This is a genomic window from Bowmanella denitrificans, from assembly GCF_039522935.1.
Classification (GTDB): domain Bacteria; phylum Pseudomonadota; class Gammaproteobacteria; order Enterobacterales; family Alteromonadaceae; genus Bowmanella; species Bowmanella denitrificans.
Genome location: NZ_BAAAEI010000006.1, coordinates 931310 through 945839, shown reverse-complemented (window position 1 = coordinate 945839; position 14530 = coordinate 931310). Strand labels below are relative to the sequence as shown.

The following is a 14530-nucleotide window of genomic DNA, read 5'->3' as shown; positions in this document are numbered from 1 at the left end:
CTTTTTAATTTGTAAATTACATTTACAAACAGTATTTCTTGTTCAAATATAACACGTGGTGGTTAATTATCCACCAATCACGGTGTGGTTCATCAAACCATGTTTGAACCATGCGTTTGACACTGTCTTCACTCTCATTGTTTAGGAATTAATAATGAACAGGATATTGAAAGGACTGATGTTTGCCGGGGCAGCTATCTGCGCGAACCTGCAAGCTGCCGATCAACTAGCCCCCTCTGTTGCGCCTCCTGGCGGCTTAATTGCCCAGGAAGTCCCGATGTTTGTCTCATTTGGCTTTGATGATAACGGCTTTAGTGGTGATCCTGCCGCCGGCAATGGCGTAGGCGGTATGAAATGGGCGATTGAGCTATTTAAAAACCGTACCAACCCGCCCGGCGTTGGTAACCCGGGCACCTTTGACGGTATGCCCGCTCGCGTAACGTTTTTCCTGACATGTGGCTATGCCACCAACATTACGGTGGAAAGTCCCTACTATGTGAAAAAGATCTGGCGCGAAGCCTATACAGACGGGCATGAGATTGGCAATCACACAATGACCCATGCCACTGGCGGGCGCACCCGCAGTGAGGCCGGCTGGCAACAGCAGATAAACGACTGTCAGCAATTTCTCTCCGCGCCTTTCGATGCCAATGAACAGCCAGGGGCGATTAACCCCAATTCGGGAATAGGTGTACCGGTTAACCAGATAAAAGGTTTCCGTACGCCCTTTTTGGAGTTTAACGACAATACATTTAAAGCCATGCAGCAAGCGGGCTTCACTTATGACAGCAGTATCGAAGAAGGCTGGCAGTTTGGGCAAAATGGTGGCCAGCACAATTGGCCATATACATTGGACTTTGGTAGCCCTGGTAACGAAGTGAAAGTGGGCTGGGGGAATTCAGAGCCTATCAGTACTTACCCAGGGTTTTGGGAGATCCCCGTTTACCCTTTTATTGTTCCTGATGATGCCAGCGCAGCGGCGTATGGCATCAATTATTCACTACGTGACAAGGCCGCGGCGGCAGTGTCCTGGTTTGATGTGAACACTGGCAAGATTACCGGCTTTGATTATAACCTGATGTATTTCTATCCGTTTAACAAGCAAGAGTTGCTGGCGGTATTCAAGCATACCCTGGATGTGCGGCTGGCAGGTAACAGGGCACCGATGATGATTGGTGCACACACCGATTACTACAATGACAGCAACAGTCCTGACGCTGCCATGCGTAGGGAAGTGATTGCAGAATTTGTCGATTATGCCATGAGTAAACCCGAAGTCAGGTTTGTGCGCTATGACCAACTACTGGACTGGATGCGCACCCCGGTTGCGTTAGATCCAAATGGACCAGTGTATTACCAGGTGTCGGCCGAAGTAGTTGCTCACGAAGTACCTGGTAATCAATGCACTGAGCCGGCCTGGAGTGCGTCATCGGTGTATGTGGGCGGCAGCAGAGTCTCTCACAGTAATGCTATCTGGCAAGCCAAATGGTGGACTCAAGGTGATGAACCAGGCGCTGCCAGTTGGGGCCCATGGAACCATATTGAAGCATGCAATGGTACAGTGATTGAGTATTACGGCAGTGTTTCGCCTGCCTCAGCTGTGGCGGTGGAAGAAGGCCAGACGCAAATTTTCAGCTTTGTGCCCGACTCAGGCTATGAGGTGGACTATGTGGAGGTCAATGGGATAATCCAGCCGCATCCAGGTTCATCCAATAGCTTTACCCTGGGACCGGTGAATGCCGATGCCAATCTGAAAGTACGCTTTAAGCAAACAACTCCCTGAACCTTTTAGCGAACCGTCCCCGGCCTGGCCGGGGATGTGTTGCGGGTTATTGCGGGTAAATTATCAGAATTTTACCCGGGGCAATGTGGTCAGTATCCAGATTGTTCCAACGTTTTAACTGGTTGGTCTTAACCCCATGACGGCGGGCTATTTTCCATAAGCTGTCGCCGCTTTGCACCTGATATTGCAGTTCATTGGTGGCCAGCGTCTGGCTACTGCTACCTGCCGGAATTGGCAGCAGCAAGGTGCGGCCTGCGCGAATATGATTGGATTTTAACTGGTTCAGAAATTTTATGTCCTGGATATCCAGTTTGTAGCGCTGGGCAATCACACTCAGACTGTCACCCGGCTGAATTTGGTACCTCAGCCAGTTGACATTCTGCATGGGCGGCAGGTTGTCCAGTTGCTGTGCAAACAAGCGCTCTTTATCGGCCGGGATCAGCAGATGGTTGGCACCTTTGGCCATTGCCGGAAATCGCTTGTGACCGGGATTCAGAGCCGTTAATTGCTGATTGGAGATACCTGTCAGGGTTGCCACCAGGCTCAGATCCAGCGGGTACTCTAAGGCCACTTTACTCAGTGCTTTTTGATTGGCAATAGCGGGGAAATGCATACCGTAGTCTTCGGAATGTTTTAGCAGGGCCGCAGCGGCCAGTAATTTAGGCACGTAGCGGCGGGTTTCCTGGGGTAAGTCCAGGGCAAAAAAGTCGGTGGATTTGCCCCTGGCTTTATTACGTTCAATAGCCCGGGCCACTCTGCCTTCACCGGCATTATAGGCTGCCAGGGCGTGTAACCAGTTGCCATCAAAACGGCCATGCAGGTATTCAAAGAAGCTCAGTGCCGCATCCGTAGCTTGCACTACATCCAAACGGCCGTCATACCACCAGTCAATCTCAATACCATGATGTTTGGCCAGTAGCGGCGTCAGTTGCCACAGGCCGCAGGCATGGGCGGCAGAACAAGCCTTGATATTAAAGTCACTCTCAAATAAAGGGATCAGCGCCAATTCAAGGGGCAGGTCGCGCGCTTCTACCTGTTCCACTATATAGAGTAAAAAGGGCGCGGCACGGTCACTGATCACCTGCATATAGTTGGGGTGCTGCAGATACCAATCTATGCGCTCGCGCACTTTGGGGTGTTTAGACACCGGCATTTGCAGTTGCATACGGATTCGTTGCCACACATCGTCCACTTGCTCTGGCGTCAGTGCAACTGGAGCAGGCTCAGGTTTTTCAACAACAGCTGGCGCTGTATAAACTTCTGTGTCAGGTTGATTCACACTGACGGGCACCTCTGGTGCTTCTGTGCTCTGGCAACCCAGCAGCAACCAACTCGAACCCATAAAAATAGCTAAGCGTTTGATTAACAACAAAATCCATTACCGCTTTAAAATCGCAAAGGCGGGACTATAGCATGGTCGTCACGTTAAACTGAACAGGCAAAATAAAAGTGCAATACATGCTTACAACTGCTTGGTAACGCTGGCAATATGGCCGCGGGTAAGATCAAGTAAAATAACAATAAAGGGAAATCAGATGCTAAATCGCTTTTTAGGCCTTATGGGTCTTTTGCCACTGACACTATCAGCCCAGTCGTTGCTGATCGAAAACGCCACTGTACTGTCACCAGAAAAAAAACAGCCACTGACGTCTGCTTATGTGCGGGTGGAAAATGGCAGGGTTACACAGGTGTCATCCGCGCCGATTCAGGCAAAGCCGGGCGAAATCAGGCTGGATGCGAGCAATCAGTTTCTTATCCCCGGCCTGATGGACAGCCATGTGCATGTATCACAAATGCCGGGCCTGTTGCCAGATGGTGAGCCTAAGACCCTGCAGCAACAGTTTGAAATCCAGCAGCCGCGTAGCTATTTGTATTTCGGCGTAACCCAATTGCTGGACCCTTCGCAATCCGCTGCCCAACTCGCCACTTTTAAGCGTCAGCCACAACACCCTGATATCTATCACTGCGGCGCAACACCCATTTTGGGCGGTTACCCTACGGTGTTTACCGGCCCTGAGCAGGCCAGCAAAATATTCAGTTATATGATTATTCAGGCCGATGTGCAGCAACCTATTCCAGCAGGATTAAATCCAGCCGAGCATACTCCTGAAGCCGTGGTTGCAAAAATGGCTGAAGACGGTGCCAGCTGCGTAAAAGTGTTTATTGAAGACGGTTTTGGAACGCGTAGCGACTGGCCGAATATCAGCGCGGAGTTGCTGGCCAGAGTGAAGCAGGCCGCCAGACAATATAATCTGCCGGTGATGGCACATGCTAACGCCATTGATATGCAAAAAATCGCCGTAGATGCAGAGCTGGATATCATGGCCCATGGTATGTGGAACTGGAACCAGTATCGGGCAGCACAGGATATACCCGATGCTATTCGTCAGATATTGGATAAGGTTTTGCAAAGTGGCATGACGTACCAGGCGACCTTTAATGTGATGGACGGTCTGACCAACATTATGTTGCCCAACGCCTTGGCCGATAGTCACTACACTAAGGTGGTACCGGGCGATATCCTGACCTGGTATCACAGTGAACCTGCCCAATGGTTTAAACAGGAACTGTTAAGGGATTTTGAGGGATTACCGGCAGAGCGGATTGCGCTGATTCAACAGCAGACTATTTCGCAGGGCGAAAGGGTGATTCAGTACCTTTATAGCAAAGGCCATCCCATGGTGTTGGCGTCGGACACGCCGTCTTCGCCCACCTATGTGGCCCAGCCTGGGTTGTCCACCTTTAATGAACTCAAGCATATGCATCAGGTGGGGATCAGCCTCAAAGATATTCTTGCCGCCGCGACCATCAACAATGCCCGCGCTTTTGGCCTTAGCCAGGACTATGGCAGCATTGAAGCAGGCAAGGTGGCCAATCTGTTATTGTTAAATGCCAATCCACTTGAGAATATCCAGGCCTACGACAGTCTGGACAAGATTATTTTGCACGGCGAAGTCATCGACAGGCAAAGCCTGGCCGCTGCGCAATAATCGAATTTGATTAAAAACAGGAGTGAAGTGTGCGACCTATTGCATTAGTAACCGGCGCCAGCCGGGGCATTGGCGCAGCAACGGCAAGGTTACTGGCCAAGCAGGGCTATGATCTGTGTTTGAACTACCGTCAGCAAGCCGCTGCGGCTGAAGCGCTGGCGGCAGAACTGCAGGGTAGCGGTGCTCGCGTGCTCACTGTACAAGCTGATGTGGCCGATGAAGATCAGGTGGTGGCCATGTTCCAGCGTATCGACCAGGAAATGGGGCCGCTCTATGCCCTGGTCAATAATGTGGGGGTGTTAAAGCGCCAAAGCCGGCTGGTGGATATGGATGCCGCACGTATTAATCATATTCTGACCACTAATGTGACCAGCGCCTTTATTTGTAGCCGTGAAGCGGTGAAACGCATGTCCAGGGAGTTTGGTGGTTTGGGCGGCGTTATTGTCAATGTTTCATCGGCGGCGTCTAAATACGGCTCGCCCAATGAATATATTGATTACGCTGCCAGTAAAGGTGCGATGGATACCCTGACCCTAGGCCTGGCTGGCGAAGTGGCCGGGCAGGGCATTCGGGTTAATGCAGTACGCCCCGGTTTTATCGACACCGATATTCATGCTGATGGCGGTGAGCCGGGCCGCATTGAACGGGTCAAAAGTGCGATTCCACTCAGACGTGGAGGCCATCCCGATGAAGTGGCCAATGTAATTGCCTTTTTAATTAGCGACCAGGCTTCGTATATGACAGGTAGCTTGTTGGATGTGGCGGGTGGCCGCTAATGCCAGTTTGATATAGGCCACGAAAATCACGAAATGCTTAAGAGTTAACCGCTGAGCTCACAGAGTATTCGCAGAAAAATGTTGAGTCCTCTTAACGGTCACTGCGGCTGGCGGTAAAACATTTATCCAGACTACCTGGTCATCTTTGCTGACTATGTAGAAGTGGCATTCTTTAAGGAAAAATATGAGTTCTTCTATATGTATTAGTCTGGTGCAAATGGCGAGTCTGCGCGGACAGTTGGAAGCTAATCTGCAAACCCATTTGCGGGCTATTGCTTTATCGGCACAGCACCAGGCCGATGTCGTGATGTTTCCCGAATTATCTTTAACCGGCTATGAGTTGGATCTGGCCGCTGAGCTGGCCATTAACGAGCAGCATCAAATTGTTCAGACCCTGTCTGACGCCGCGATTCAACACAATGTATTAGTTATTGCGGGTTGTCCGATGCCAGCACAGCAGGGCAAAGCCCATATTGGTGCATTATTGTGTTTTGCCGACGGGCGGGTACTGAGCTACCAAAAACAATATCTACACCAGGGCGAAGCACAGTTTTGTGCACCGGGCTCACAACCCTGCCATTTTGAGGTTAAAGGCCACAATCTGGCACTGGCGATTTGTGCCGATTTTGCCGACCCGCGCCATGCTCAGCAGGCCAGACAAACCAACATCGACATTTATCTGGCCAGTGCGTTGATTACGGCAGGTGGCTACGCCGCTGACAGCGAGATCCTCGCCGGTATCGGACAACAAGGGCAATGTCAGGTGCTGCTGGCCAACTATATTGGGCAAACCGGCGGCTGGCAGGCTTGTGGGCAAAGCGCCATCTGGAACAGCCAGGGGAAACAGGTTTTTGCCGCCGATGATAGTGCGTGTCTGGTGTTATGTGATCTCGACGCAAGACAAAGCTCAATAAGGCAAATGCCGTTGTATTGAATTACTGAGAGCATAAGACCTGTTTTCCGGCTCAGCTGGTCTTGGAACCTGGGGGTGTGAGGTCGATTTTAGGGGCACGAAAGCCCATGGCGACCCAGGCCCAAAGTAGTTTCCAAAGGAACTTACCTGAATGGCGAGCATAACTGGGAATATTATCGTTAAACTTGAGCTCGTCCGGGCGATCCGCCAGCATAACCCGCATCTGCAGTGCTGGCCGTTGGTCTGGTAACAAGCGGTTTTTGTATAAGCTTAACCAGTGTCCTTTGTTGAACTCCAGAAACATTGGGGTATGGCAGCAAGTCGCCAGTACCCGTCTGGTTGGTGCCAGCGGGCTTAATTTGTACTCAGATAACTGTTCCCGGCCCCGACTAAATACCACCCTGTCTTTTCGATACAGTACATAGTCGCTGCTGCCGTCAGCGTCCAGAACCGGAGGTGCCTCGGGATGGCGCTCAAAATGTTCTCCAGCCAGTTTGCAGCTGTTGCAATAGCAGGCCGCCGCGAGAATGGGACTGCCTATCAACTCTAGTTTGACCTGACCACATTGGCAGGAGGACAGCAGATTGTTGCGATACATAGTTTGGTTCCTTTAATGGGTGAAACAAGGGAGACGCTCCGTCTGTCAGAGAGCCTTTGTCTGGCTAATCGTTTGAGCACGGCATAAATCGACGGATTTATTTGCGCAGGCAAGCGGGGTACAGTGACAAGCTGTTGAAGAATAAAAAGAGAAGCTATGAAAACCTGTACATCACTGCTGTTCGCGGCTGGTCTGCTATTGTCAGCCCATGGCGCTGAGGCGCAAAAAATTGCTCTGGTGGGGTTCAACCTGCTGGATATGGAGAACCTCAAGGTGGTCAGGGACCAGACTTTGGTGATGGAAGGCTCCCAAATACTGGCATTAGGGGCGCGCCAATCGCTTAAACTGGACAGTAACACCACCAGGGTCGACTTAAGCGGCAAGTACCTTTTACCAGGACTTATCGATGCGCATACGCACCATGGCACCGAGCCTGAAGGGGGAGACAATCCACAGCTCACCAAATCCCGCCTGCAGGCGCTGTTAAGAGGTGGCGTAACCACAGTGCGGGATATGGGCGGCGATATTCGTGTGCTGCGCCACTGGCAGCGCCTGGCGCAATTGGACGAGATCCAATCGCCGGATATTTATTACTCAGTGATTATTGGTGGCGTCGGCTTTTTTAGCGATCCACGCACTCAGGCATCCGCTAAAGGTGCCATACCAGGGCAAGTGGATTGGATGCGCGCGGTGGATGACAACACCGATTTTGACGCGCTGATGCAACGCACGCTGGGCACAGGTGCCACCGGCATTAAAATTTATGCTCAGGTACCGGCCCATCTGATCAGAAAGTTAAGCGGCGCGGCCAAACGCCATGGCGTTAAAGTCTGGTCTCATGCCTATATCGGCCCGGATAAGCCCAGTGACGTAATAGAGGCTGGGGTGGAAACCATTTCTCATACCCCGGATTTATCGGCACAAATCATTCCACACTATGAAAACTGGCGACGTAAAGATCTACCGATAGATAATAATACCCTGGCTGCATCCTTGGCACCGGCCAGTTATACCGACCTGCTGAATACCCTGCGCGACAAAGGCACCATCCTGGATGCCACTATCAGCGTATTTGAGCAGCTAAAAGACCGTAATAACAACAGCGCCAGCGTCTACCAACATACCGCCATGCTGACCAGGCTGGCCCACCAGGCCGGTGTGACCATTGCCGCGGGTACGGATTTTCAGGCGGATAAAGCCGGATTGCCTTATCCGATGCTGCACCACGAGTTACAACTGCTGGTGGATGATGCCGGTATGACACCGCTGCAAGCTTTGCAGGCGGCCACATTGAATGGTGCCAAAGTGCTGGGAATGCAGGACAATATTGGCAGCATAGGCAAAGGGAAAATGGCGAATATATTGGTGCTGAATCAGGACCCCAGCCAGAACATCCAGCACAGCCGGGATATTTATGCAGTGATCAAACATGGCCACTTTGTCTATCGCGGTGATGATGCGCGCTTACCTTTTGTCAGCGCCCGCAAGGCTGCTGGCATGCTGTATATGTCAGGGCAGATTGGCAACTTCCCTGGCACCCTGACGCTGGCGGGTGAGGGCATCGACATGCAGATGCATCAGACCATGCAAAATATTGGCGCGGTGCTTAAAGAACATAATCTGGGATTTAACGACGTGGTGAAATGCACCCTGATGCTGGCAGATATTGGCGATTGGGCCAAGGCGTCTGAGGTGTATAAAAGCTACTTTCAATCTGCTTTACCGGCGCGTAGTGCCTTTGCTGCAGCCGGGCTGGCATTAAATGCCAAAGTGGAAGTGGAATGCCTGGCCGCGCTCTGATGGGCAGAAACACAGCTATCCAGGCAAGCATAAAAAAGCCCCGCAACAATGCGGGGCAAACTGACGATTGGGAAGTGTCAGAACAAGATAGCTGCGTATTTTGGCTATTCAGATTGCATAAAGCCCAGCAACTGCAACAGGCTGGTAAAAAGGTTGAAAATAGCAACATACAAAGAGACGGTGGCCATAATGTAGTTGGTCTCACCGCCATGCAGAATATTGCTGGTTTCGTACAGGATAAGGCCCGACATAAGCAGCACAAACATTGCTGACACGGCCAGTGACAAGGCCGGAATGTCAAACAGCATCGCCCCTAAACCTGCCAGGAAGGCCACCAATATGCCCACAAATAATGCACTGCCGAGGAACGAGAAGTTCTTGCGGGTGGTCAGCACATAAGCCGACAGCCCGGCAAAAATAGCCCCGGTAGCCAGCAGTGCCTGCCCCACAACGGCGGGGGCGCCAGCCCAGTAGCTGCCAAGCAACGGGCCCAGGGTGTACCCCATAAAACCGGTAAGGGCGAACACACTGACCAGTCCCCAACCGCTGTTACGGGTTTTTACGGTTAAAAACAACAGACCAAAATAACCCACCAGAGTCACCAGCAAGCCTGGATGAGCAAGATTGTTGACCATACTGAAGATTGCCACGCCGGCGCTGAACAGTACGGTGAGAGAGAGCAGTGCATAGGTATTGCGTAATACCTTGTGCGTAACGGATTGGCTACTCTGAGCCGATTGTAAAATGGCGGTATTCTGATTCATGTTTATCTCCTGATGTTAAGCATTAATGGCCGGGCTGCTGGTCAGGTCCGCCACTGCCAGGTGGGTGGCGCGGCGGTCAAACTGACGGGCACGTGACAGTTTTCGTTTCAAAACCATACTCGTTCTTACCACTGCCTGAGCGATTGCCTGGGGAATCGATGCGCGTCTTTCGATAACCAGAACGCTGGGCATGCCATCCATCTCCACTTTAAGCTGGCATTGCTTGTCGTTTCCGCCTTTGGGGCCATTCATATCGGTGATGGACACCTGGACCCGGCGTATTCTCCCCGACAGTTTGGACAACCCCTTGACGATCCTGTTGCTGAGGGAGCGGCGAAGCCGCTTGCTCAGATTTAGGTTTGACGCATTGATGATAAGCTGCATAGTCACCTCCAGAAGTGTTTACACCTTAATGCCCATTGTCTGGTGCCGGATTGGTGGGCTTTATCGGCGCGGTATTGGGCGCGCCGCAGCTCCACTTGATCACTATTGCACCAAACAAGGCAGACAGCACAGAGCCAGCCAGCACACCGAGCTTAACGCTGGCGTGGTAAGCTGGCGGGCTGGTTTCAAATGCCAGAGAACCGATAAATAAGCTCATGGTAAAACCAATACCGCACAGCATGCTGACCGCGTACATTTGTTTCCAGTTCACGCCTTTGGGCAGTCTGGCTAAGCCTAGCTTCACGGCCAGGTAGCAAGCCGCAAAAATGCCCAATTGCTTACCCAGGAACAGACCAGCCACAATGCCGATAATCACATTCATCTGCAGGGTGGCCGGATCGGTGCCGATCAGCGAAACACCAGCATTGGCAAAGGCAAAAACCGGCAGAATAAACAGCACGACCCAAGGCTGAAGTTTATGCTCCAGGTGATACAACATTTTGTGGCCGTCTTCATCCTTGCCATCTAGCGGAATAAACCAGGCAGCGGCAAAGGCTGCCAAGGTGGCATGCACCCCGGATTTAAGTACCGCAGCCCAGACCACGATGCCGACCAGCAGATACAGGCCGTAGCTGCGGATGCCAAGGCGGTTAAAGGCGAACAGAATCGCCAGGCCACACAGACCGATAATTAAAGAGATTTCGGCCAGCTCGCCCGAATAGAACAGGGCAATAATGATAATGGCGCCAATATCGTCAAATATGGCCACCGACAGCAGGAATAGTCTCAGGGTGACCGGCAGTGAACGCCCAAACAGGCTGAAAACACCCAGCGCAAAGGCAATATCCGTGGCGGCCGGAATAGCCCAGCCTCTTATTGCTTCTGCCTGCTGATAATTGAAAAAGGCATAAATCAGTGCAGGTACCAGGATCCCGGCAACGGCCCCCATGGCGGGTAGCATTACCTGATCTTTGGAAGATAAATGACCGGCGAAGATTTCACGTTTCACTTCCAGGCCGATCACAAAGAAGAATACCGCCATCAGACCGTCGTTAATCCAAAGCAGTAACGGCTTGTTGATGATAAAGCCACCAATGCTGACAACAATAGGTACGTCTAACCAGCGCTGATAGGCCCCGGCCAGCGGGCTGTTAGCAATAATCATGGCAAGCAGTGCCGCTACAATCAGCAGTACGCCACCCAATGTGCCTTGTTGCACCATGTGTCTTAACTGGGACATAGTTGTCTCCGTTTGTTCAACCTTGAGTTATAGAGCAGTTTCAATAACAAATAAATTCGAATATATTTGAATTTTAATCAGTTAAAACCTGATAACCAATGCAGCTTAACTACCATCATCTTCACTATTTTTATGTTATTGCCCGCGAAGGCAGCATTTCCCGTGCCGCACACTGCCTGAACGTCACGCCACAGACGGTCAGCGGCCAGCTCACCACCTTTGAGCATCAATTGGGTGGGCTGCTGTTTGAGCGCAAGGGCAAACGATTGGTACTCAATGCCAGGGGCAAAACCGCATATCAGTATGCGGAGGAGATCTTTAGCCTGGGCGAAGAGTTACAGGGCCAGTTGCGCTTAAAAAGCCCAGGCACCCTGAATCGCATTACATTGGCAGTCACCGATGTTATTCCTAAAATTCTGGCATTCGATCTGGTGAAACCCTTATTCGCGGCGCTGGACAGTACGCGGCTGATTTACCGGGAAGGGGAGCTGGACAGTCTGCTGGCCCAACTGGCGCTAAACCGGGTTGACCTGATATTGTCAGACCGGCCGCTGCCACCTGGTGCCAATGTTAAAGCCTTTAGCCATTTTCTGGGGGAGAGCCCGCTGTGTTTCTTTGCTAAGGCACAGAGCTCTTATGCCCGGCAACCATTCCCTGCCTGCCTGGAAGGCGCACCTTTACTGCTATCCGGTGACAAATCCACCATGCGTGTCAGCGTTATGGCATACCTTGAGAACCAGGGCATCAGACCAAAAGTACTGGCCGAAATCGACGACAGTGCGGTACTGAAATTGTTAGGCCAGCAAGGTTATGGGGTGTTTTGTGCCCCGGCTTGCATTGCCGGGCATGTTTGCGAGCAGCATCAGGTTAGCCAGATTGGGGTGGCAGGGAATATTACCGAGCGCTATTACCTGATTACCCCGGAGCGTAAAATTCAAAGTCCACAAGCTCAGCAGATCGCTTTATCGGCCGCTCGCTTTTTTGCTGTTTAACTTGGTTATCGCCGCACGCGATGCCGGACAGATGTCCGACATACATAATCGTGGCAAATTAGCTGTCGGCCTGGCGCAGTTCCGTCACACTTTGATAGCCGATACCCCAATTGTCGGTATTAACCTCTTCAATTAGCACAAAGGTGGTGCTGGGGTTTTTATTTAGCACTTTGACCAGCAATTCAGTGGTACCCGCAATAAGCTGACGCTTTTGCTCGGCGCTGACACCTTCATCGGTCACTTTGATATTTACATAGGGCATAGTGATTCCTTGTTTTAAATTGGTGTTTCAAAAGGATTGTCGGCATATTGTTTGGCCACAATCCGCCAGTTACCGCCTTCTTTTAGCAGGCCCAGATAATCGATAAAGCGGGCACCCAACAGCGGGCAACTAACCTTGGCCATGGCTTGTTCACCACAGCGCTCGATGGCCAGAACCTGATAGTCAAAGCTATGGCCCAGTTTCTCAGGAACAGGGCGATTCGCGACCAAATCCAGCCATTGCTGTTTGCTGCGCCGGATTCCGGGGGCATATAATCTGGCATCCGGGTCAAAAATACTGTCCAACAGCGCGATATCAGCGCGATGCAGGCCATCGAAGTACTGCATCAGCAGCGCTTCGATGGCCTGTAAGTCAGAGGCTTGCTGGCCTTTCATTATCAGGCAGCCTGTTGTTCAGCAGCCACCGATGCCTGATAACTGGGCAGGGCTCTGATTTTGTCAATCATGGCGCGGCTGCGTGGACCCACCTCAATACTTACCGGGAAGTATTGGCCCCAGCTTTCATATACAGCCAGCAAGATATCCGCCGGTGAGTATGTGTGGCCGCCCAGGTACGGCTGGTTGGCCAGCTTATCTTCCACTCTTTGCCACAGCTTGTTGATTTGCTCGGCGGCCGCATTGAATGCCAGTGTTTTGGCATCGCCATCCGGCAATGTACCGCCAATAAAAAACAGTTTGCCGTAAGCCGGGTGTACGGTGGCATTGGCAAACATCAGGTTTTCAATGCTTTGCTGGCGTGCGTTGGGCTCAGTGGGCAGCAGATCATTAGCATGTTTGTTGAGCAGATACAGAATAATGGCCGCACCTTCGGTCAGTATTTGCTTGTCCACTCCCAGCGCCGGTACCGCACCAAGCGGATTGACATCCAGATAGTCGGCCAGTTTGGTTTTGCTAACCAGCTCCACTGGCTGGCCGAGTTCGCGCAGCATCACTTGTGTACCTAAAGAACAAGCGCCCTGAGAAAAATACAATGTATACATAACAATCTCCTTGGTTGATGGTTCCAATATCCGGGAACAAGGCTACTTTAGCGCTGGGTATTGATTTGATATATGGCTACAATGTGATAACTCTTTTTCCTATATGGAAACAATGTGGATAAGCTAAAAGCCATGCAGTTGTTTGTGCGGGTGGTGGAACTGGGCAGTTTTTCCCGTGCAGCAGAGCAAAGTGATGCCAGTAAATCAATGATTAGCAAGCAGATTAGCGCGCTGGAAGGCAGCTTGGGCGCCCGGCTGTTGCAACGTTCCACCCGGCGTTTGCAACTGACCCAGCTTGGAGAAGAGTATCTGCAGCGTTGCCGTGAGATATTGCGGCAGGTGGAAGACACCGAGGCCCATATCCAGGCGCAGCAGCAATTACCCATGGGCCGCCTCAGGATCAATGCGGCGATGGCGCTGGGATTAACCGCATTGGCCCCGGCTTTTGCCGAATTTATACGGCGCTATCCGCAGATTGAGCTGGATATTGAATTAAGCGATCAGGCGCAGGATCTGCTCGAGCATAATTTTGACCTTGGCCTGCGGGTGGCTAGCTCATCCTTTGATTCCAATTATGTGGGCAAGGCTATTACCCAGTTCAGCTACAGTATTTGTGCCGCCCCGGCTTATTTACAAACCCAGGGGCCTATTCATCAACCGGATGATCTTCGACATCATCAGTGTTTTGAATACAGCTACTTTCGGCATAAAAATCTTTGGCCGGTAGGGCCACAAGGGGTGCCGATAGGTGGGCGGCTGAAAGCCAACAGCTCGGTGTTTTTGCTGGATATGGTTAAGCAGGGGATGGGCGTGGGTTTTATCCCCCGCTTTATCAGTTACCCGGCTCTGCAACGTGGTGAGGTGGTGGAAGTGCTGGCCAGTGAAGCCAAACCACTGATGACCCTGTATGCCTTATATCCGGTCAGGCATTTTGTACCGCCGCGACTAAGCTGCTTTATCGAATTTTTGCAGGATTGGTTTGCCGAGCATCCGTATCTTTAGTAACGAGCCCGCTTTGACAGCGGGCG

At 51.6% G+C, this 14530-nt stretch carries 14 protein-coding genes and 1 pseudogene; 7 read left to right on the top strand and 8 right to left on the bottom strand.

The window, feature by feature from the left end; all coding sequences use genetic code 11:
* The first annotated feature begins 154 nt into the window (after positions 1-154).
* Positions 155-1783: a polysaccharide deacetylase family protein gene (locus ABD028_RS07070; RefSeq protein ID WP_343843432.1), complete on the top strand. Its 1629-nt coding sequence runs from the start codon at positions 155-157 to the stop codon at positions 1781-1783.
* 46 nt (positions 1784-1829) lie between these two features.
* Here ABD028_RS07070 and ABD028_RS07065 read toward each other — a convergent pair whose 3' ends face one another.
* Positions 1830-3155, bottom strand: a complete 1326-nt coding sequence (locus ABD028_RS07065; protein WP_343843429.1) for a LysM peptidoglycan-binding domain-containing protein — start codon at positions 3153-3155, stop codon at positions 1830-1832.
* 163 nt (positions 3156-3318) lie between these two features.
* Here ABD028_RS07065 and ABD028_RS07060 point away from each other — a divergent pair, with 163 nt between their 5' ends.
* The 3 genes from ABD028_RS07060 (at position 3319) to ABD028_RS07050 (ending at position 6483) form a co-directional block, all read left to right on the top strand.
* Positions 3319-4773 carry an amidohydrolase family protein gene (locus ABD028_RS07060; protein WP_343843426.1) on the top strand — a complete coding sequence of 485 codons (1455 nt, stop codon included), beginning with the start codon at positions 3319-3321 and terminating at the stop codon, positions 4771-4773.
* A gap of 29 nt (positions 4774-4802) precedes the next feature.
* Complete coding sequence (locus ABD028_RS07055; protein ID WP_343843424.1) at positions 4803-5549, top strand: SDR family oxidoreductase; 747 nt, start codon at positions 4803-4805, stop codon at positions 5547-5549.
* 184 nt (positions 5550-5733) lie between these two features.
* On the top strand, positions 5734-6483 hold the full coding sequence (locus ABD028_RS07050; RefSeq protein ID WP_343843417.1) for a carbon-nitrogen hydrolase family protein: 750 nt from the start codon (positions 5734-5736) through the stop codon (positions 6481-6483).
* A 31-nt stretch (positions 6484-6514) separates the two neighbouring features.
* On the opposite strand, the gene ABD028_RS07045 is transcribed toward ABD028_RS07050, so the two are convergent.
* Positions 6515-7060, bottom strand: coding sequence for a GFA family protein (locus tag ABD028_RS07045; protein ID WP_343843415.1), 546 nt, complete (start codon positions 7058-7060; stop codon positions 6515-6517).
* A gap of 156 nt (positions 7061-7216) precedes the next feature.
* On the opposite strand from ABD028_RS07045, the gene ABD028_RS07040 reads away from it, so the two are divergent.
* Positions 7217-8860, top strand: a complete 1644-nt coding sequence (locus ABD028_RS07040) for an amidohydrolase family protein (protein WP_343843412.1) — start codon at positions 7217-7219, stop codon at positions 8858-8860.
* A 104-nt stretch (positions 8861-8964) separates the two neighbouring features.
* Here ABD028_RS07040 and ABD028_RS07035 read toward each other — a convergent pair whose 3' ends face one another.
* From ABD028_RS07035 to nhaA, 3 genes and pseudogenes are all read right to left on the bottom strand, one after another.
* Positions 8965-9624 (bottom strand): Bax inhibitor-1/YccA family protein, encoded by a 660-nt coding sequence (locus ABD028_RS07035; RefSeq protein WP_343843409.1) that lies wholly within the window; start codon positions 9622-9624, stop codon positions 8965-8967.
* A gap of 15 nt (positions 9625-9639) precedes the next feature.
* Positions 9640-10008 carry a hypothetical protein gene (locus tag ABD028_RS07030; RefSeq protein WP_343843406.1) on the bottom strand — a complete coding sequence of 123 codons (369 nt, stop codon included), beginning with the start codon at positions 10006-10008 and terminating at the stop codon, positions 9640-9642.
* A gap of 25 nt (positions 10009-10033) precedes the next feature.
* Positions 10034-11257: pseudogene (gene nhaA, locus ABD028_RS07025) on the bottom strand (Na+/H+ antiporter NhaA); the annotation flags it as partial.
* 89 nt (positions 11258-11346) lie between these two features.
* On the opposite strand from nhaA, the gene ABD028_RS07020 reads away from it, so the two are divergent.
* The gene (locus ABD028_RS07020) at positions 11347-12240 is read left to right on the top strand and encodes a LysR family transcriptional regulator (RefSeq protein ID WP_102796195.1); all 894 of its coding nucleotides are present in this window, start codon (positions 11347-11349) and stop codon (positions 12238-12240) included.
* Positions 12241-12298: 58 nt separating this feature from the next.
* Here the strand turns inward: ABD028_RS07020 and ABD028_RS07015 are convergent, their stop codons facing one another.
* From ABD028_RS07015 to ABD028_RS07005, 3 genes are read right to left on the bottom strand one after another with little or no spacing between them, the layout of a single operon-like run.
* A complete protein-coding gene (locus ABD028_RS07015; RefSeq protein ID WP_343843401.1) occupies positions 12299-12502 on the bottom strand; it encodes a 2-hydroxymuconate tautomerase family protein in 204 nt (67 codons plus the stop codon).
* Positions 12503-12516: 14 nt separating this feature from the next.
* Entirely contained in the window at positions 12517-12897 is a 381-nt protein-coding gene (locus tag ABD028_RS07010) for a nuclear transport factor 2 family protein (protein WP_343843398.1), read from the bottom strand.
* A gap of 2 nt (positions 12898-12899) precedes the next feature.
* Positions 12900-13502, bottom strand: coding sequence for a glutathione S-transferase family protein (locus tag ABD028_RS07005; protein WP_343843395.1), 603 nt, complete (start codon positions 13500-13502; stop codon positions 12900-12902).
* Between the two features lie 114 nt (positions 13503-13616).
* On the opposite strand from ABD028_RS07005, the gene ABD028_RS07000 reads away from it, so the two are divergent.
* Positions 13617-14504 (top strand): LysR family transcriptional regulator, encoded by an 888-nt coding sequence (locus ABD028_RS07000; RefSeq protein WP_343843392.1) that lies wholly within the window; start codon positions 13617-13619, stop codon positions 14502-14504.
* Positions 14505-14530: the final 26 nt, after the last annotated feature.

Coding starts and splice junctions, on each gene's coding strand:
- ABD028_RS07050 (WP_343843417.1), top strand. CDS start 5,734: ATGAGTTCTTCTATATGTATTAGTCTGGTGCAAATGGCGAGTCTGCGC.
- ABD028_RS07060 (WP_343843426.1), top strand. CDS start 3,319: ATGCTAAATCGCTTTTTAGGCCTTATGGGTCTTTTGCCACTGACACTA.
- ABD028_RS07035 (WP_343843409.1), bottom strand. CDS start 9,624: ATGAATCAGAATACCGCCATTTTACAATCGGCTCAGAGTAGCCAATCC.
- ABD028_RS07030 (WP_343843406.1), bottom strand. CDS start 10,008: ATGCAGCTTATCATCAATGCGTCAAACCTAAATCTGAGCAAGCGGCTT.
- ABD028_RS07020 (WP_102796195.1), top strand. CDS start 11,347: ATGCAGCTTAACTACCATCATCTTCACTATTTTTATGTTATTGCCCGC.
- ABD028_RS07045 (WP_343843415.1), bottom strand. CDS start 7,060: ATGTATCGCAACAATCTGCTGTCCTCCTGCCAATGTGGTCAGGTCAAA.
- ABD028_RS07010 (WP_343843398.1), bottom strand. CDS start 12,897: ATGAAAGGCCAGCAAGCCTCTGACTTACAGGCCATCGAAGCGCTGCTG.
- ABD028_RS07070 (WP_343843432.1), top strand. CDS start 155: ATGAACAGGATATTGAAAGGACTGATGTTTGCCGGGGCAGCTATCTGC.
- ABD028_RS07040 (WP_343843412.1), top strand. CDS start 7,217: ATGAAAACCTGTACATCACTGCTGTTCGCGGCTGGTCTGCTATTGTCA.
- ABD028_RS07005 (WP_343843395.1), bottom strand. CDS start 13,502: ATGTATACATTGTATTTTTCTCAGGGCGCTTGTTCTTTAGGTACACAA.
- ABD028_RS07015 (WP_343843401.1), bottom strand. CDS start 12,502: ATGCCCTATGTAAATATCAAAGTGACCGATGAAGGTGTCAGCGCCGAG.